Origin of the sequence: Mesorhizobium sp. 131-2-1, from assembly GCF_016756535.1 — a bacterium.
GTDB lineage: Bacteria > Pseudomonadota > Alphaproteobacteria > Rhizobiales > Rhizobiaceae > Mesorhizobium.
The window spans coordinates 4,360,223-4,377,109 of record NZ_AP023247.1 but is presented as its reverse complement, the minus strand read 5'-3'; the positions used below and the strand labels follow the sequence as shown (position 1 = coordinate 4,377,109).

Annotated in this window: 16 protein-coding genes; 12 read left to right on the top strand and 4 right to left on the bottom strand. The window is 64.0% G+C overall.

The annotated features are described in order from the left end of the window. Nucleotides 1-21 precede the first annotated feature (21 nt). From iolE to JG743_RS21100, 11 genes are all read left to right on the top strand, one after another. Nucleotides 22-930 (top strand): myo-inosose-2 dehydratase, encoded by a 909-nt coding sequence (iolE, locus tag JG743_RS21150; protein ID WP_202292693.1) that lies wholly within the window; start codon nt 22-24, stop codon nt 928-930. A 28-nt stretch (nt 931-958) separates the two neighbouring features. Continuing rightward, the gene (locus JG743_RS21145; RefSeq protein WP_202292692.1) at nt 959-2,056 is read left to right on the top strand and encodes an ABC transporter ATP-binding protein; all 1,098 of its coding nucleotides are present in this window, start codon (nt 959-961) and stop codon (nt 2,054-2,056) included. After that, nucleotides 2,053-3,372, top strand: a complete 1,320-nt coding sequence (locus tag JG743_RS21140) for an extracellular solute-binding protein (protein ID WP_202292691.1) — start codon at nt 2,053-2,055, stop codon at nt 3,370-3,372. Before JG743_RS21145 ends, JG743_RS21140 begins: the two co-directional genes overlap by 4 nt. Then, nucleotides 3,372-4,277 carry a carbohydrate ABC transporter permease gene (locus tag JG743_RS21135; protein ID WP_202292690.1) on the top strand — a complete coding sequence of 302 codons (906 nt, stop codon included), beginning with the start codon at nt 3,372-3,374 and terminating at the stop codon, nt 4,275-4,277. The genes JG743_RS21140 and JG743_RS21135 overlap by 1 nt, the downstream gene beginning before the upstream one ends. After that, on the top strand, nt 4,274-5,092 hold the full coding sequence (locus tag JG743_RS21130) for a carbohydrate ABC transporter permease (protein ID WP_202292689.1): 819 nt from the start codon (nt 4,274-4,276) through the stop codon (nt 5,090-5,092). The genes JG743_RS21135 and JG743_RS21130 overlap by 4 nt, the downstream gene beginning before the upstream one ends. Before the next feature lie 16 nt (nt 5,093-5,108). Beyond that, on the top strand, nt 5,109-6,101 hold the full coding sequence (iolG, locus tag JG743_RS21125; RefSeq protein WP_202292688.1) for an inositol 2-dehydrogenase: 993 nt from the start codon (nt 5,109-5,111) through the stop codon (nt 6,099-6,101). Between the two features lie 33 nt (nt 6,102-6,134). Next, complete coding sequence (locus JG743_RS21120) at nt 6,135-7,073, top strand: sugar phosphate isomerase/epimerase family protein (protein WP_202292687.1); 939 nt, start codon at nt 6,135-6,137, stop codon at nt 7,071-7,073. A gap of 253 nt (nt 7,074-7,326) precedes the next feature. After that, nucleotides 7,327-8,682 carry a selenium-binding family protein gene (locus JG743_RS21115; protein WP_202292686.1) on the top strand — a complete coding sequence of 452 codons (1,356 nt, stop codon included), beginning with the start codon at nt 7,327-7,329 and terminating at the stop codon, nt 8,680-8,682. Continuing rightward, entirely contained in the window at nt 8,679-9,050 is a 372-nt protein-coding gene (locus JG743_RS21110; protein WP_202292685.1) for a 2Fe-2S iron-sulfur cluster-binding protein, read from the top strand. The genes JG743_RS21115 and JG743_RS21110 overlap by 4 nt, the downstream gene beginning before the upstream one ends. A gap of 5 nt (nt 9,051-9,055) precedes the next feature. Further along, the gene (locus JG743_RS21105) at nt 9,056-9,505 is read left to right on the top strand and encodes a CoA-binding protein (protein WP_202302801.1); all 450 of its coding nucleotides are present in this window, start codon (nt 9,056-9,058) and stop codon (nt 9,503-9,505) included. 173 nt (nt 9,506-9,678) lie between these two features. Further along, complete coding sequence (locus JG743_RS21100; protein ID WP_202292684.1) at nt 9,679-10,575, top strand: ankyrin repeat domain-containing protein; 897 nt, start codon at nt 9,679-9,681, stop codon at nt 10,573-10,575. 33 nt (nt 10,576-10,608) lie between these two features. On the opposite strand, the gene JG743_RS21095 is transcribed toward JG743_RS21100, so the two are convergent. The 4 genes from JG743_RS21095 to JG743_RS21080 all read right to left on the bottom strand — a co-directional run bounded on the left by JG743_RS21095 (nt 10,609) and on the right by JG743_RS21080 (nt 15,336). Continuing rightward, a complete protein-coding gene (locus JG743_RS21095) occupies nt 10,609-11,838 on the bottom strand; it encodes an NAD(P)-binding domain-containing protein (RefSeq protein WP_274608497.1) in 1,230 nt (409 codons plus the stop codon). A gap of 59 nt (nt 11,839-11,897) precedes the next feature. Next, nucleotides 11,898-12,455, bottom strand: a complete 558-nt coding sequence (locus JG743_RS21090) for an OsmC family protein (protein WP_202292682.1) — start codon at nt 12,453-12,455, stop codon at nt 11,898-11,900. 330 nt (nt 12,456-12,785) lie between these two features. Continuing rightward, complete coding sequence (locus JG743_RS21085) at nt 12,786-13,460, bottom strand: peroxiredoxin-like family protein (RefSeq protein ID WP_202292681.1); 675 nt, start codon at nt 13,458-13,460, stop codon at nt 12,786-12,788. 217 nt (nt 13,461-13,677) lie between these two features. Next, on the bottom strand, nt 13,678-15,336 hold the full coding sequence (locus JG743_RS21080; protein WP_202292680.1) for an FAD-dependent oxidoreductase: 1,659 nt from the start codon (nt 15,334-15,336) through the stop codon (nt 13,678-13,680). A gap of 221 nt (nt 15,337-15,557) precedes the next feature. Between JG743_RS21080 and JG743_RS21075 the strand changes: the two genes are divergently transcribed. Continuing rightward, nucleotides 15,558-16,880, top strand: a complete 1,323-nt coding sequence (locus JG743_RS21075; protein WP_202292679.1) for a serine hydroxymethyltransferase — start codon at nt 15,558-15,560, stop codon at nt 16,878-16,880. Nucleotides 16,881-16,887 lie beyond the last annotated feature (7 nt).

Here is a 16,887-nt window from a genome sequence, read left to right as displayed (position 1 = left end):
CCTGCGCCGGCGGGAGCCAGGATGGCTGTCAGGATAGGCATCAATCCGATTACGTGGACGAATGACGACGTGCCCGAACTGGGCGGCGACACGCCACTCAAAACCTGTCTCTCCGAGACCCGCCAGGCCGGCTATGCCGGCACCGAGCTCGGCGGCAAATTCCCAAGGGAGAGCAAGGCGCTGGCGGCCGCTCTTCAGCCATATAATCTCGCGCTTGTCTCAGGCTGGTACGATGGCCGTATCTGCGAAAAGGCGGTCGAGGAAGAATTCGACGCGATCCTGCCGCACCTGACGCTCTTGCGCGACCTCGGCGCCAAACACGTCGTCTATGCCGACACTTCGCGCGGTCGCCACGGCGCCATCCATGACCCGATCTCGCAGCGCCCGAAATTGGCCGGTGACGAATGGAAGGCCTATGGCGCCAAGATCACCCGGCTTGCCGAACGCTTCGCCGATTTCGGCGTGCGTATGGCGTTCCATCACCACATGGGCACCATCATCGAGACGGACGAGGAGATCGGCCGGCTGATGGCGGGGTCGGGCGAGGCCGTCGGTCTGCTTTATGACACCGGCCATTGCGCCTTCTCTGGCGGCGATCCCGAAAGCCTGCTGCGCCGGCATATCGGCCGCGTCGTCCATGTCCATTGCAAGGATGTGCGGCCGCAGGTGCTGAAGCGGGCGCGGGCCGCCGACATGAGCTTCATGGGCGCGGTGATGGAAGGCATCTTCACCGTGCCGGGCGATGGCGCGATCGACTATGCGACGCTGCTGAATGTGCTGGCGGACCACGGCTATGCCGGTTGGCTGGTCGTCGAGGCCGAGCAGGATCCGGCCAGGGCGCATCCGCTCACCTATGCGACGATGGGCTATCGCAACCTTCGCGATCTCGCCCGCGGGGCAGGGCTCAAGGTCGACGAACGCAAGGACTAGGCTAGAAGCGGGGGCGCCGGGGAAGGCGATGAGTTCGGTCCTGTACAAGAGCGTGGTCAAGAATTTCGGCGCACTCAACGTGCTTCGATCGCTCGACCTCGCCGTGCCAGACCACAAATTCCTCGCTCTCCTCGGCCCGTCGGGCTGCGGCAAGACGACGGCGCTACGCATCCTGGCAGGGCTGGACATGCCGAGCGCCGGCAAGGTGTTCATCGGCGAGCGCGACGTCACCCGCCTGCAGCCGCGCGACCGCGACATCGCCATGGTGTTCCAGAGCTACGCGCTTTACCCGCAGATGACGGTTGCCGAAAACATCGGCTATCCGCTGTGGATCCGCGGCACGCCGGACATCGAGCGCAAGGCCAAGATCGGCGAGGTCGCCGCCATCCTCGAGATCGGCCATCTGCTCGACCGCAGGCCGCGCCAGCTCTCCGGCGGACAGCGGCAGCGCGTGGCACTCGCCCGGGCGATCGTCAGGGATCCGGCGGCCTTCCTCATGGACGAGCCGCTGTCCAATCTCGATGCAAGGCTGCGGCTCACCATGCGCGGCGAGATCAAGCGCCTCTGCCAGCGCCTCAGCGCCACCACCATCTACGTCACCCACGACCAGGTCGAGGCCCTCACCATGGCCGACCTGGTAGCCGTCATGCATGGCGGCGAGTTGCAGCAGATGGCGCCGCCCATCGACATCTACGACCGTCCGGCAAACCGCTTCGTCGCAACCTTCGTAGGCAATCCGCCGATGAATATCCTACCGGTGTCGCTGGCCGAGCAAGGCGTCTTCGCCGGCGGGAAGATCATCCCGCTGGAGCGAACGCGCTTCGTCGCCTGCCGCCTCGCCGAGATCGTCGAGATCGGCCTCAGGCCGGAAGATTGCAGCGTCGCCCAGCCTGACGCGCCAGGCGCGCTGCCCGGCGAGATCTACGTCGTCGAGCCGATGGGCAACGAGACGCTGGTCAACGTCCGCGTCGACGGCGGCAACGTCTCGGTGCGCACGGGGCGCGATTTCAGGGGTGCCGTGGGCGAAAACATCGGCGTCGCCTTCGACGCCGCGAACGCCTGTTTCTTCAATTCGGTCGGCATCACCGCCGTCCACAGGGTCAACAGTAACGGGAGAGAGAAATGATGCATTCCAGCAGAAGCAGACTTACTCGCCGCTCCGTCATCAAGGGCGGGCTTGGCCTGGCTTTGGCCACCACGGCCCTCACCACGCTCGGCCTGCCGATGCCGGCACGGGCCGCCGGCAAGAAGGTCATCATCGGCGCCTTTACCGATGGCGGGCTGACGCCGTTCAAGCAGAAAATCATCCCGCAGGCCAAGGAGGCCGGCTTCGACATCGAGTTCCTCGAGGACGAATACGGCGTGACGCTGGAGAAGTGGTTCGCCGATGCCCAGAGCGGTGCCGGCCAGTACGACCTCTATCTGCTCGACGATCCTTGGGTGCCGCAGTTCGGCGCCGCCAATGTGCTCGAGGATCTCGGCGCCGGCGGCATCGACGGCGCCGACAAGGACTGGATCGGCTCGATGATCGACATGGGCTATTGGCCGCCGCAGAAGGGACCGCGCGTCAAGGGTTTCGAGGACGCCAAGCCGACGCTGATCTGCGTGCCGTTCGTCGGCGATCTGCAGACACTCACCTACCGCAACGACGTCTTCACCGGCGGCGCGCCGAAGACCTGGGACGAGGTGATCGCCAAGGGCAAGGAAGGGGTGGCGGCCGGCAAGATCAAATACCCGGTCGTCTTCCGCGGCGTCTCCGGCAACTCGATCGTCACCAGCTGGTATCCGGTCTTCTTGTCGTTCGGCGGCGCCTTCTTCGACGACAAGTGGAACCCGGTCTTCAATTCGGCGGAAGGCAAGGCCTCGGCCGATTTCTTCGTCGGCACGATGAAGCAGAACGCGCCGAGCGGTGTGGTCGAGTTCGACTCCGACCAGGAAGGGGCGGCAATCCTGGGCGGCGATGCCGGCGCGATCATCCAGTATTCCGGCAATGCCTTGAAGGCCGACGATCCGGCGCAGACCAAGGTCGCCGGCAAGCTCGATTTCGGCGTCGTGCCGAAGCAGCAGTCGGCGATCGCCCAGATGGGCATCTTTATCGCCGGCGTGCCGAAATCGGCACCCAACAAGGCGAACGCGGTCGAGTTCCTGAAGTGGTACACCAGCGCCGAAACGCAGGCTAAGCTGTCGGAGGCCGGCTCGATCCCGGTGAAACGCAGCGCCTTCGGCATCGCCAAACCAGGAAATCGGCTGATCCCGGTCGCCTTGCAGCAGCTTGATGCCGGCGCGCTGCCCCGGCCGCGCACCCCGGACTGGGCCAAGGTCGAGGAGCTGCTCGGCATCGAGCTCAACAAGGCACTGCAGGCCGGTTCTGGCGGCGGTGCGGCGCTCGACAACGCCGCCAAGCAGGTCAAGGACTACCTGACCACGGCCGGGTACTACTGATGCAAAGCGGCACGCAGGCGCGCAAATATCGCCTGCAGGGGGCGGGGCTCGACCTCGCCCTCCCATATCTCATGCTGGCGCCGGGCCTGATGATCGTTCTCGGCGTCCTCGTCTATCCGCTCTGGGATGGTCTCAGGGCCAGTACCAGGGCCTACCGCTACGGCTCACCCATTTCGGACGTCGGCCTGCAGAACTATGTGCACCTGTGGAGCGACGCGCAGTTCCTGAATTCGCTCTGGGTCACTGTGAAGTTTGTCGCGCTGTCCGTATCCATCGAAGCGGTTCTGGGCTTCGCGCTGGCGCTGTTCTGCCTGCGCGAGTTTCGCGGCATCCGCTTGCTGAGGACCGTGCTGATCATTCCGATGGTGATCACCCCGGTCGTCGTCGCCATCGTCTTTCGGCTCATCTACGCCAGCGACGCCGGCATGCTGACGGTGATCTCCGAGGCGTTGGGGGGCGGCGCGGTGCAGATCCTCGGCAAGCCGCTCAACGCCTTCATCGGCCTCGTCGTCCTCGATGTCTGGGAATGGACGCCGCTGATGTTCCTGATCCTGCTCGCCGGGTTGCAATCGCTCCCGCACGAGCCGTTCGAGGCCGCGCGCGTCGACGGCGCCGGCGCCTGGCGGGTGTTCGCCGATCTCACCTTCCCGATGATGCGGCCGGTGCTGGCGGTGGCCATCGTGCTCAGGACCATCGACGCCTTCGGCACCTTCGACCAGGTTTTCGTGCTGACGCGCGGCGGGCCGGGCGAGGCGACCAGGCTGGTCTCGATCTACGGCTACGACACCGCCTTCAAGTTCCAGCAGACCGGCTATGCGGCCGCCCTGTTCGTGACCATCGGTCTCGTCGTGCTGGCGCTCGCTTTCAGCGCCATCAGGCTGTTGCGAAGGATCGATGCGTCATGAGGGTCCGTCTGGCACGCATCCTGACGACGAGCTTCGTGCTGGCGATCGTGCTGCTGCCGATCTACTGGCTGGTCTCGACCTCGCTGAAATCCAACCGCGAGATCACGCAGGAAGGCACGCTCTACCCGCATGTGCTGACATTCGACAATTACGTCAGGCTGTTCACCGAAAAGCAGTTCGGCTCCTACCTGACAAACTCGCTGGTGGTGACGTTCTTTTCCGTCGCCATCGCGCTGGTGGTCGGTGCCATGGGCGCCTATGCAATCGCGCGTTTTCGGCTGCCTTTTGCCATGGAAGGCAAGGTCGGCCTGTTCCTTTTGACGCTGCGCATCATCCCGCCGGTCGTCATCCTGATCCCCGTCTATCTCTTGATGCTCAGCCTCGGCCTGCTCGACAGCTGGCTGGGACTGATCGCCACCTACACGGCCTTCAACGTCACCTTCTGCGTCTGGATGATGGAAAGCTTCTTCCGCGAAATCCCGGTCGATCTCGAGGAAGCGGCGATGGTCGACGGCGATTCCCGCTTCGGCGCCTTCCGTCGCATCACGCTGCCGCTTGCCGCACCCGGGCTTGCCGCAACCGCGATCTTTGCGGTGCTGGTCACCTTCAACGAATTCCTCTTCGCGCTGGCGCTGACGGCGACGCCCCGGGCGATGACCATGCCGCGTGGCACCGCCACGCTGATCGGGCGCATCGACACCGACTGGGCCTCGATGGCGGCTGCCGGCGTCATCGGCGCGCTGCCGATCGTCTTCTTCGCGCTGCTGGTGCAGCGCCACCTGGTTCGCGGGCTCACCATGGGCGCCGTCAAGTGACAGGAAAGTCGAACGCATGATGGATGTCTGTCTGTTCGGAGTGGGGCTGATCGGCCGGGTGCATGCCGGCAATCTCGCGCGCCATCCAAGAGTGCGGCTGCGCTACATCGTCGATCCAAACCGGGAGGCCGCCGAGAGGATCGCTGCCATGACGGGCGCAGAGATCGCCGACACCGAAACGGCGATGGACGACCCTGCGGTGAAAATGGTGTTCATCGCTTCGGCGACGCGGACGCATGCCGAACTGGCCATGGCCGCGGCGGCGAAGGGCAAGGCGATCTTCTGCGAGAAGCCGATCGATCTCGACCTCAAGCGCACCGACCAGTGCCTGGCGGCGGTCGAGAAGGCCGGCGTGCCGTTTCAGATCGGCTTCAACCGCCGTTTCGATCCGAGCTTCCGGGCGCTGAAGGAGCGCGTCAATGCCGGCGAAATCGGCGCCGTCGAGCAGGTCATCATCACCAGCCGCGACCCGGAACCCGAGACTGAGGAAGCGCTGGCCGGAGGAGGGGGCGTGTTTCGCGAAATGACCATCCACGACTTCGACATGGCGCGGAATATGCTCGGCGAAGAACCCGTCGAACTCTTTGCGACCGGGTCATCCCTGGTCGCGCCGCAGTACAAGAAGCTCGGCGACTACGACACCGCTATGTTCATCCTGCGCACCGCGTCCGGCCGGCAGTGCCACATCAACAACAGCGTCAGGGCCGCCTATGGCTACGACCAGCGCGTCGAGGTGCATGGCGCCGATGGCATGCTGCTCGCCGGCAATCGGCTGCCGACCTCGGTCGAGATGTGCGGCGCCAACGGCATCTCGCGCGACAAGCCCTATTACTTCTTCGTCGAGCGCTACGCCGAGTCCTACGCCGCCGAGATCGACCACTTCATCACATGTGTCGAGATCGGAAAGAAGCCCGACGTCACCGCCAGCGATGGTCGCAAGGCGATGATCCTTTGCGAAGCAGCGATTGCCTCCGTCAGATCCGGCAGGTTCGAGCCGGTGAAGCTCTGACGGAACGGTCGCAAGTCAACCAGGAGCCGCCCCATGAAGATTGGCATGATCACAGACAGCCTGGGCAACCTGTCTTTCGAAGAGATGCTGCGCGCCTCGGCCGAATTTGGGTTGGAGACGCTGGAGTTCGCCTGTGGCAATTGGTCGTCGGCGCCGCACATCAATCTCGCGGCGATGCTTGACAGCGCTGCCGCACGCAGCGAATTCGTCGCCAAGGTTCAGGATCACGGGCTGACGATCGCGGCACTCAACTGCTCGGGCAATCCGCTGCATCCGGGATCGCAGGGCAAGAAGCACCATCAGGTGACGCAGGATACGATCCGGCTGGCGAGCTTGATGGGCATCGATCGCGTCGTCATGATGTCGGGACTGCCAGGTGGTCCGGGCGATGCCAACCCGAACTGGATCATCACCGACTGGCCGCCCGAATGCGCCGACATCCAGCGCTACCAGTGGGACGATTGCATCATTCCCTACTGGCGCGATCTGGTAAAATTCTCGAACAATCTAGGCATAAGCAAACTCTGCCTGGAACTGCACGGCCACCAGGCCGTCTACAACGTCCACACGCTGTTCAGGCTTCGCGACGCCGTCGGCGAAACGGTCGGCGCAAATTATGACCCGAGCCACCCGATGTGGATGGGCGCCGACCCCATTGCCGCCGTCCGCAAGCTGGGCTCCGCGATCTACTATGTTCATGCGAAGGACACACGCGTCGAACCGATACCCGCGGGCATAGATGGCACGCTCGATGCGCGCGCGCCGAACCACTATGCCGAACGGGCCTGGAACTACATCACGCTCGGCTATGGCCACGGCGAGCTCTGGTGGCGGCAGTTCTGCACCGCGCTCGAGCAGGTCGGCTACGACGATGTGCTGTCCATCGAGCACGAGGACATGATACTGTCGCCGATGGAAGGCATGCGCAAATCCGTCGCGCTGCTGCGCAACGTTGCCATCAATCTGGCTTGAAGCCGTATCCGTGACGCGACGCGGCCCTGAAGGCGGTCCACTTCACGAGGCGGCCAAGAGCGGCGACCTGGCTGTCATCGCGGCGGCCCCGATGCAGGGGCGAAGTTCGCGTTGGGCGGTCTCGTGGACGCTCTTTCTCCAACTTGCACATCACGGTCCGCGCCACCCCCGGCCATAGCGCCAGCACCAAGCATGCACTACATTCCAGCTTGACCCCCATGGGCCGGCCGCTGTTCAAATTGGGGAAATAGCCATGACCGAACATTGCTGTGGACCGGGCTATGCCTCTCCCGCCGAGGCGATGCGGGCGCCGCGCGAAAAGCTGCTCTATACGATTGCCATCTACACCGGCACCGGCATCCAGAAGCCGGACTATCTGTGCACCATCGATGTCGACCCGCAGAGTTCGACCTACAGCCAGGTGATTTCACGCCTGCAGATGCCGAGTATCGGCGATGAGCTGCATCACTCGGGCTGGAATGCCTGTTCGTCGTGCCATGGCGATGAGAGCATGGAGCGGAAATACCTGATCGTGCCGGGCGTGCGATCGTCCAATCTGCATATTGTCGATTGCGCTACCGATCCCCGCAATCCGACGCTGTTCAAGGTCATCGACGGCGCTGAGATCAAAGCCAGGACCAACCTGTCGGCGCCGCACACGGTGCACTGCCTCGGCTCGGACATCATCGTTTCCATGCTTGGCGACGCGCAGGGCAATGCCCCCGGCGGCTATCTGCAGCTCAGCAAGGAGTTCGAGATTGTCGGCCGCTGGGAAAACTCCATGGGCGGCATCAAGTTCGGTTACGATTTCTGGTACCAGCCGCGACACAACGTGATGGTCAGCTCGGAGTGGGCCGCGCCCAACACCTTCATGCCGGGTTTCGACCTGGAAGAGGTTGGCCATCTGAAATATGGCCGCGAGATCCATTTCTGGGATTTTGCGAAGAAGGAGCCGAAGCAGACATTCTACCTCGGTGAAGATGGCCTGATCCCGCTGGAAGTGCGCTTCCATCACAATCCAGACAGCAGCCACGGCTTCGTCGGCGCGGCCCTTTCCGCAAACATCATCCATTGGTGGAAGGATGCGGCGGGTGAGTGGCAATGGGAAAAGATTGTCGACGTCGACAATCAGCCGCATCCCGAATGGCCGATCCCGATCCCCGGCGTGATCTCGGTCATTCTGCTCAGCATGGACGATAGATACCTCTATCTCTGCAACTGGCTGCATGGCGACATCCGCCAGTACGACATCTCGGACCCGCACAACGCCAGGCTCACCGGGCAGGTGTGGATGGGCGGACTGCTCGGCCGCGCACCCGTGGTCAATGGCGTCAAAGTCACCGGCGGGCCGCAGATGATACAGCTCAGCCTCGACGGCAAGCGGCTCTATGTGACGACCTCGCTGTTCTCGACCTGGGACAATCAGTTCTATCCGGAAATCCGTACCAATGGCGGATGCATGCTGATGGTCAACTGCGACACGGAAAACGGCGGCATGGCAATCGATCCGCGATTTGTCGTCGATTTCGGCAAGGAACCGAATGGGCCAAGCCGCTGCCACGAAACCCGTTATCCCGGCGGCGATTGCACAAGCGACATCTGGGTATGACCCGCTTCACCATCACGCTGGCCAATCAAGGCGGCGCGGCCTATGAGGTCGATCACCGCAAGCCCCTCCTGCAAAGCCTGCGCGATCAGGGCGTGGACCTGCCCTACGGCTGCAAGTATGGCGGCTGCATCACCTGCGCGGCCAAGATGATCAGCGGCAAGGTCGATCAAAAGGCGCAGGTCGCGCTGAACAACCGCCAGATCGCCAATGGCTACATAATCCTCTGCGTTGCCCGCCCCATGAGCGACTGCACGCTGGAGGTCGGCGTCGAAAGCCACGACAAGCTCTATCGCAACCCTTTCCTCGACCCCCTGGCCGCGCATGAATTGAAAGCCGATATCGCGACCCCGCTGGACGACAAGAAATGACCCATATGAATCACGATGAGCCCTATCCGGAGGCTTATCTGCAGGACATTCTGAAATCGGTCAAAACCATCGCGATGGTGGGAGCCAGCCCCGACAGGACCAAGTTCTCCTATGGTGTCCTCAGGGTGCTGCACGAAACCGGCTACGACATGATCCCGGTCAACCCCAGTTCCGGTGTCGAGGAAATTCGAGGGCTCAAGGTGTACCCGTCGCTGGCGGCCATCGATCGGCTTGTCGACATGGTCGAGGTGTTTCGCCGCTCTGAGGATCTGCTGGAGGTTGCGCAGGAGGCCATCGCAATTCATGCCAAGGTTCTGTGGGGTCAGATTGGCGTGCGCGATGACGCTGCCGCCCGGCTGGCGGAGGACGCGGGCTTGAAAGTGGTGATGAACCGCTGTCCCAAGATCGAATTGTTCCGCCCGTTCTGGAAGCCGAAGTTGCATCTGGGAATTTGATTGCAGGGTCGCGGAAATCGCAGGTGACCAGCCTGGTCCCTTTGGTGTTGGCGTTGGTTCTGCCAGGCCGTGGACTCACACACCCGAAGCCACTGTCTCGATCGGCGATTTTGAGGTAGGCTTTGCCGTTTTGAAATCGTGCCGGATCCTCAGGCTTGCCTTGGGAGATGCTAATGCGCGGGTTCTTGCCTTTCATTCTGTTGGTGCTTCTACACATTCCGATTGCATCGCATGCCGCCGCCATCCACGACGCCGCCACGAAGGGCGATGTCGCGGGGATCACGGCAGCGCTGGACGCTGGTGCCGGCGTTGATGAGAGCGATGGGAAAGCGACACCACTCTATCTTGCGGTCAAGGGTGGCCATCTTGCAGCGGCAAAAATGCTCATTGAACGCGGTGCCGACGTCAACGCCGCCCCGACACCGCTTTTGGGTCCTGCGCTCATGCCGGCTTTGGCAAAACGCAGGATCGACTTGATCAAGCTGTTGCTGGACGCGGGCGCAAATCCAAATTCGAAGCGCAGCCGCGAAAACGCTATCCACATCGCGGTCAATCTCGGTTGCCTCGATTGCGTGAAGGCACTGGTCGAGGCCGGCGCCGACGTGAATGCGAAGACAAAGGACGGCAAGACACCGATCCATCTGGCAAAATTCAAGGGGCAACGCGAAGTTGCCGACTATCTCATGTCGCACGGCGTCGTCTTGCCCACACCAGCTCCGATCTCGATGAAGTTGGCTACTGCCGATGTCGAGAAGGGCCGAACCCACTTCACCCGCCTGTGTGCCGGTTGCCACAATGCCGTGTCGCAGGGAGAGACCAAGACGGGGCCGAACTTGTGGAACGTCGTCGGCCGCGACAAGGCCTCTATGCCAAAAATGCGCTACTCCGAAGCTTTGCTCGGCTGGGAAGGCGTGTGGACCTACGAGGACCTGAACAGATATCTCTTTGGGCCCATGCTCACCACGCCCGGCGTCTACATGGAGACGCCTGGTGTTCCGGACGACACCGAACGAACAGACGTAATTGCCTACTTGCGCACACTCAGTGACAAGCCGATCCCGCTGCCCTGAATGTCTTGTGCAACTGCTGCGGGCCTGCGTCGGCTAGCACGTTGAATCTCGCCCGAGGTACGACGCCAGATGGTCGCTGAGATCGCGCGCGTCGTCGCCGGCGCCATCGATCAGCGCTGACTTGCGGCGGCGCAGGAACTGCATCCCCATCACGTACAGGCCGGGATGGTCGGCAACGCCGCCGTCGTGGCGGACGTAACCCTTGCGGTCGAGGACCGGCAGTTCCAGCCAGGAGTAGTCCGGCCGGTAGCCAGTGGCCCAGATGATCGTCCTGATCGCGCCTGCGGCGAGGTCGAGGCCGAGCGGCGGGTTGTCCTCGACACGGGTCGGCGGCAGGCGATCCGGCGGCCCGACCGTCGCGTCCAGGCCGTTGTCGCGCGCCCATTCGTCGATGAGGTCGAGCAGCCGGGCCATCTTGAGATCGGACAGCGCGCACATGTTGCGCAGCGACCCCGCAAACTGGGCCTTGCCATCTTCGGTGATGCCGGCGAGACGGCCGACGAGCCTGACGCCGAGGCCGACCAGCACATTGAGGTCGAGGGTGGTGCGGTCGGGCGTGCCGGCAAGCTGCAGCGAAGGGACCCGTCGCGCCCGCCTGATGTCGTCGACCTCGTCGTAGCGCTCGTCGAGCACGCCGGCGGCATCCATCCACCATTCCAGATCCTTGCCGCGATAGACGCGGGGCGCCCGGATGTGCTCGCCCACCGACAGGGTCACCTGACGCCCCGAACGCTGCAGCTCCTGTGCGATCTGGGTGCCGCTCGACGACGCGCCCACCACCATCACGCCACCGTCGGCGACCTGGCCCGGATTGCGGTAGGACTGCGCCGTCAGCATGGCGATCGGCGGCGGCACGCGCACGGCGAAATCAGGCAGGCGCGCGATATTGCACGCGCCCGACGCCAGCACGACGGTCCGGCAGCGCCACTCGCCGCGGTCCGTGCGCACGAGATATCCCGCCCCCTCGCTGCGAACCGATATAACGGTCGTCTGGGTCCTGACCGGAGCCGAGATCGCCCTGGCATAGTCGCCGAGGAACTCGATCACCTCCGGCAGCGTCCGGTAGCCGTCGGGGTCGTCGCCGTCATAGCGGAAGCCGGGCAGCCGGCTCTGCCAGTTCGGGGTCAGCAGCCGCAGCGAATCCCATCGCTCGGTGCGCCAGCTATGGGCGACCTCGCCGCGCTCCAGCAGCACATGGTCGATAGAGCGCTCCGCGAGGCAGCGGCTCATCGCGAGCCCCGCGTGCCCCGCGCCGACGATCACTGTGGTGACGGAACTAATCGCGCCCTCTCATCAGGCGAGTCTACGGTTCGAAGCGCCTTTCAGTTCACCACGACCGTGACGTTCGTAGGATTGGTGACAATGTCGTAGACCGCCGACCGCTTCTGCGACTGGGCGACGAGCGCCTCGATGTCCTCGCGCTTGGCGTCGGCATCGATGGCGTACTTCACCGTGATGCCGCTGAAGCCGTTGCGGACGTCGCTGTCGATGCCGAGAATGCCCGCGATATCCATGTCGCCTTCGATGGTCGCCTTCACCGACTTCAACTGGATGTTCCGGTTCTGGGCAACCGCGGCGATGCCGGCGGTCAGGCAACTGGCCAGCCCGACCAGCACGTATTCGACAGGCGTGGCGCCCTGATCCAGGGAAGCGAAGACCTCCGGATGGTCGGCGTCGAATGCGAAGGTGGTCTTGCGATGCTGGTCCTGGCCGAGACCGTAAAAGCTCTCGACCGTCGAGTGGCTATGGGTGCCGTCCTTCCATTCGCAAGCCGCGCGCCACTTGAACTGCGCGGCCTCCGGGGCGTTGGTAAGCGCTTCTTTTGCGGCGAGCAGCGCCTCTACGTTGACGCCATTGTCGGCCTGTACTGCGGAAGCCATAATTTATCCTCCCTACCTTGCACTGGCTCAAAAACCCGACCGATTCCACTGACCTCCTGATCAGATTTCACCATGACCTGACATGGTATGGGCAGCCACGCGTTTCGACAAGGTGATTCCGCAGCCGCATGGCGGGCCCTCATGCGCCGAGTTGCGCCTTCGCAGGCTCAGGGTGCCCAGGGTGTCATCGTGCGCACGGGCGCTCAACGATGCGACATGATCAGGCCGGCAGCGACGATTGCACGGCCAAGGCGCACCCGCCTGGGCCTGCATAGGCACCGCGCGGCCGGCCGACCGGTTCAACGCGCCAGCCACTACCGAAGCTGCTCCTTACCTTCCGATTTGCGACGCGACCGACATCATCGTCTCAGAGCTCGGGTGGGCGCCCAAGCCGCCATCGAAAACCTCGGAGAACGTCCAGCGAACGACGCCGTTGCGGTCGAGCAGGAACTGGCCCACGAGCTGGCCCACGCCGGTAGCCATCATTTGCTGGTCCGCTTCAGTGATATCGTAATTGTCTTTTTTGTTCAGATATTCGAGCGTGGTAAACGGATCCATCGGCTCAGGCATTTCGCCCGGCACGTTGAGCCGCATAGCCTTCACATCGCTCATCGAAACCTTTTGCGGCCAAGCGCTCTCGTCTTCGGTGATCTGCATATTCGGCAGGCCAAAGGCGCGATGTGAAGTCCGCTCCGGATCGGATGCCGCAAGCAAACCAACCATCGGATGGTACCGCAGATAGAGGCGCGCCCGCTCGATAGGCGTGTTGACCACCGTCAGGCTTTCGATGCCCTTCTCGTGGAGGGCTGGGGTGAGCCGCGAAATCGTCGCGATATGACGCCTGCAAAAAGGACAATGGAGACCTCGATACAGCCCAACCAGCACTGGTTTCTCGCCGCGGAAATCGTCGATGGCGATCTTGCCCTCGCGGGTAATCGCGTCGAGCACGAAATTGGGCGCCGTTTCCCCAAGGTGCAGCGGGCCTCTATCGAGACGTTCTGACATGCTGATCCCTCCTCGCGGGTCAATCCACAACGGATGTGCGGGCGGGTGGCTTGAGCCCATGTGCACATACGTACTTGGGCATGCTGAAATAGCGGTCGGCCTTAAGACAGCGTCGAGGTCGGCTTCGATAGTCAATTTATAGCTAAAATGGCGCCCTGACGAGGGGGCCGCCCCGCCAAAGGCAGGAGGTCGTCGCTTTGACCCACGCGCGTCCGGCCTAGCCGTGCCTCTCGTCATTCGCCAGGTACTGGTGGACGAAGGCGATCGCCATGCTGCCTTCGCCGACGGCTGACGCAACCCGCTTGACCGGACTGAGGCGCACGTCGCCGCAGGCAAAGACGCCGGGCGCGCTCGTCTCGAGCAGATATGGATCGCGGCCGTGCGACCAGCGCCCGGCCTTCTTCACGTCGTCCCCGGTCAGTACATAGCCGCGTGCGTCACGAGCGACGTCTTGCGGCAGCCACTCGGTCTCGGCGTTGGCGCCGATGAAAACGAACAGCCCGCCAGCCTCGTGCCGGCTCACCTCGTTGCTGGTCTTGTCGAGGATGTCGATCGCTTGAAGGCTGGTCTCGCCGTGCACGGCCTGGACCTCGCAGCGAAGCCGCACCTTCACGTTCGACTTCGCTCGCAGCTGCTCGATCAGGTAGTGGGACATGCTGTCGGCGATGGACTGGCCGCGCACGAGCAGCGTCACGGTGCGCGCGTGGCCGGAAAAATGCAGCGCCGCCTGTCCGGCCGAGTTGCCGGCGCCGATCAGGAAGACATCCAGGCCATGGGTGGCGCTCGCCTCGCTGCGCGCGGCGCCATAATAGACACCCTTGCCGATCAGCCGGTCGAAACCATCGATGGCGAGACGACGCCATGCCACGCCCGTTGCCAGGATGAGGCTGCGCGCCCGAACGACATCGGTGCCGTCGAGAAACACCTGGTGCGTCGCCGGATCGATGCCGGCGACCGCGCGGGTGACCAGGATTTCGGCGCCCAGCCGCCTTGCCTGCTGCAGCGCGCGACTGGCAAGCTCGTCACCGGAAATGCCGCTCGGAAAGCCGAGATAGTTCTCGATCCGGGACGATGTGCCCGCCTGGCCGCCGGGCGCTTCGCGCTCGACCACGATGGTGCGCAGCCCCTCGGATGCGCCGTAGACCGCCGCCGCAAGGCCGGCGGGGCCGCCGCCGACGATCGCGACATCGTACTCGGCGCTGTGCGGACGTGTCTGCAGTCCGAGGCGATTGGCGAGATCGCGCACGGCCGGTCCTTCGATCATCTCCCCATCCGCCAGCCGCGCCACCGGACCGTCAATGGCCGGCTTGCCTGCCGCCGCCCAGAAAGCCTCCGCGTCCGGCGTGCCGGGCAACAGCCAGGTGAACGAGATCTGGTTGCGGGCCAGAAACCGGCGCAGTTCGCCGCAAGCCGTGTCCCAGCGATGCCCGATCAGCGTCACGCGCGGCTTCTGCGGTTCCGCGGTAATGCTCTGCAGCCCGCCCATCCGCTCGCGGGCAAGGGCGCTGAGCTTCTGGGCCACATCCTTGGAAACCGCCGCGACGGCATAATACTGCTGAACCTCGAGCCGTAGGACGCGGGATGGTTCGGCAGCGCGGTAGCCGCCGGGGAAACTCGTGCCAAGGGAAATCGGCACCTCGCCGAAGATCGTTCCCGGCAGTCGCCAGCCAAGTGTCCGCTCGACCCCGTCGAACGTCTTCACCACTTCGATCTTGCCGGAGATGACGGCAAAGAGCGCGGCCTCGCCGCCCTCGTGAACCGCGAACTCTCCAGCACTGAGGTGGAGGTCGGCGGCTGTTCGCGCAAGACGCTCCAGCTCAGCCGCCGACAAACCCGAAAACAGCGGAATCGCTGCAACTTCATCAATCGTCAACATGGCCCCTCGCGAGACCAGTAAGCTTTGTTTTTCGGTCTTGAGCAATAGGAAACGGGCGCAATCAATGGGAAGCGGTCGGAGCCCGAATGTCCGATATTCAAGATGGCCCGGTCGCCGCCAACTATGCCTACCCCTAAAATTCCTAAGCCTGGCCCCTAGAACTACTCGTTTGCGCCGGCATAGCATCGCCGCCACCATTCAGCATCACGGTGGAGACAAAAATGACCGCTCTTGCTCGCAGGCCCTGGGTTCCCTCGCAGTCTGAGGATTTTATCCAGCGGCTCGCCACGGAAACGAGCGGGCAGGGGCGCGACGCCGTGGTTGCGGCGATCGAGGCGGGCATCGCGCTCAATCGGTCCATCCATGAGGCCGACTGCGTCAACCTCAATCCGGCGACCAATGTTATGAACCCCAGGGCTGAGGCCGCGCTTGCCTCCGGCCTCGGCTCGCGCCCGTCGCTCGGCTATCCCGGGGACAAATACGAGATGGGGCTGGAAGGCATCGAGCGCATCGAGGTCATGGCGGCCGAGCTGGCGGCCGAAGTGTTCGGCGCCCGCTATGCCGAGATCCGTGTGCCTTCCGGCGCCATTGCCAACCTCTATGCCTTCATGGTCGCGGCGCGGGCCGGCGACAGCGTGATTGTGCCTTCGCCCTCCGTCGGCGGCCATGTCACGCACCACATGGCCGGCTGCGCCGGGCTTTATGGGCTCGACATCCATACGGCGCCCGTCGATGCCGATGGCTATACGGTCGACGTCGCCGGGCTGCGCGAACTGGCCGTCAAGGTGCGGCCGAAGATGATCACCATCGGCAGCAGCCTCAACCTTCTGCCGCATCCGATCCGCGAGATCCGGGCGATCGCCGACGAGGTCGGCGCGCTGGTGCTGTTCGACGCGGCGCATCTCTGCGGCATGATCGCCGGCCACGCCTGGCAGCAGCCGCTGGAGGAGGGCGCCCATCTCATCACGATGAGCACCTATAAAAGCCTCGGCGGCCCGCCTTCCGGCCTGATCGTCACCAACGACGCCGACATCGCCGAGAAACTGGACAGGATCGCCTTTCCCGGCATGACGGCGAATTTCGATGCCGCCAAGTCCGCCGCGCTCGCCATCACGCTGCTCGACTGGAAGGCGCATGGCCGCGCCTATGCCGCCGCCATGGCCGGCACCGCCAAGGCGCTTGCGAGCGAACTCGTGGAGCGCGGCCTGCCGGTGTTCGCGACGGCGAAGGGCCACACGACCTCGCACCAGTTCGCCGTCCAGGCGGCCGAATTCGGCGGCGGGCAGGCGGCGGCGAAAAAACTCAGGCGGGCGAACATCCTCACCTGCGGCATCGGCCTGCCGATCGCGGCGGTCGACGGCGACATGAACGGCCTGCGCTTCGGGACGCCGGAGATCGTGCGCTGGGGCATGACCGAGAAGGACATGCCCGAGCTTGCCGCGCTCATCGCCAGGGGGCTGCGCGGCAACGACGCGCCGGACGCGGTCGCTGCCGATGTCAGTGAATTCCGGCGCCGGTTCACAAAACTGCATTTCGTGACCTGAGCGCCTG

Coding starts and splice junctions, on each gene's coding strand:
- JG743_RS21140 (WP_202292691.1), top strand. CDS start 2,053: ATGATGCATTCCAGCAGAAGCAGACTTACTCGCCGCTCCGTCATCAAG.
- JG743_RS21115 (WP_202292686.1), top strand. CDS start 7,327: ATGACCGAACATTGCTGTGGACCGGGCTATGCCTCTCCCGCCGAGGCG.
- JG743_RS21120 (WP_202292687.1), top strand. CDS start 6,135: ATGAAGATTGGCATGATCACAGACAGCCTGGGCAACCTGTCTTTCGAA.
- JG743_RS21075 (WP_202292679.1), top strand. CDS start 15,558: ATGACCGCTCTTGCTCGCAGGCCCTGGGTTCCCTCGCAGTCTGAGGAT.
- JG743_RS21145 (WP_202292692.1), top strand. CDS start 959: ATGAGTTCGGTCCTGTACAAGAGCGTGGTCAAGAATTTCGGCGCACTC.
- iolG (WP_202292688.1), top strand. CDS start 5,109: ATGATGGATGTCTGTCTGTTCGGAGTGGGGCTGATCGGCCGGGTGCAT.
- JG743_RS21085 (WP_202292681.1), bottom strand. CDS start 13,460: ATGTCAGAACGTCTCGATAGAGGCCCGCTGCACCTTGGGGAAACGGCG.
- iolE (WP_202292693.1), top strand. CDS start 22: ATGGCTGTCAGGATAGGCATCAATCCGATTACGTGGACGAATGACGAC.
- JG743_RS21100 (WP_202292684.1), top strand. CDS start 9,679: ATGCGCGGGTTCTTGCCTTTCATTCTGTTGGTGCTTCTACACATTCCG.
- JG743_RS21090 (WP_202292682.1), bottom strand. CDS start 12,455: ATGGCTTCCGCAGTACAGGCCGACAATGGCGTCAACGTAGAGGCGCTG.
- JG743_RS21105 (WP_202302801.1), top strand. CDS start 9,056: ATGAATCACGATGAGCCCTATCCGGAGGCTTATCTGCAGGACATTCTG.
- JG743_RS21080 (WP_202292680.1), bottom strand. CDS start 15,336: ATGTTGACGATTGATGAAGTTGCAGCGATTCCGCTGTTTTCGGGTTTG.
- JG743_RS21130 (WP_202292689.1), top strand. CDS start 4,274: ATGAGGGTCCGTCTGGCACGCATCCTGACGACGAGCTTCGTGCTGGCG.
- JG743_RS21135 (WP_202292690.1), top strand. CDS start 3,372: ATGCAAAGCGGCACGCAGGCGCGCAAATATCGCCTGCAGGGGGCGGGG.
- JG743_RS21110 (WP_202292685.1), top strand. CDS start 8,679: ATGACCCGCTTCACCATCACGCTGGCCAATCAAGGCGGCGCGGCCTAT.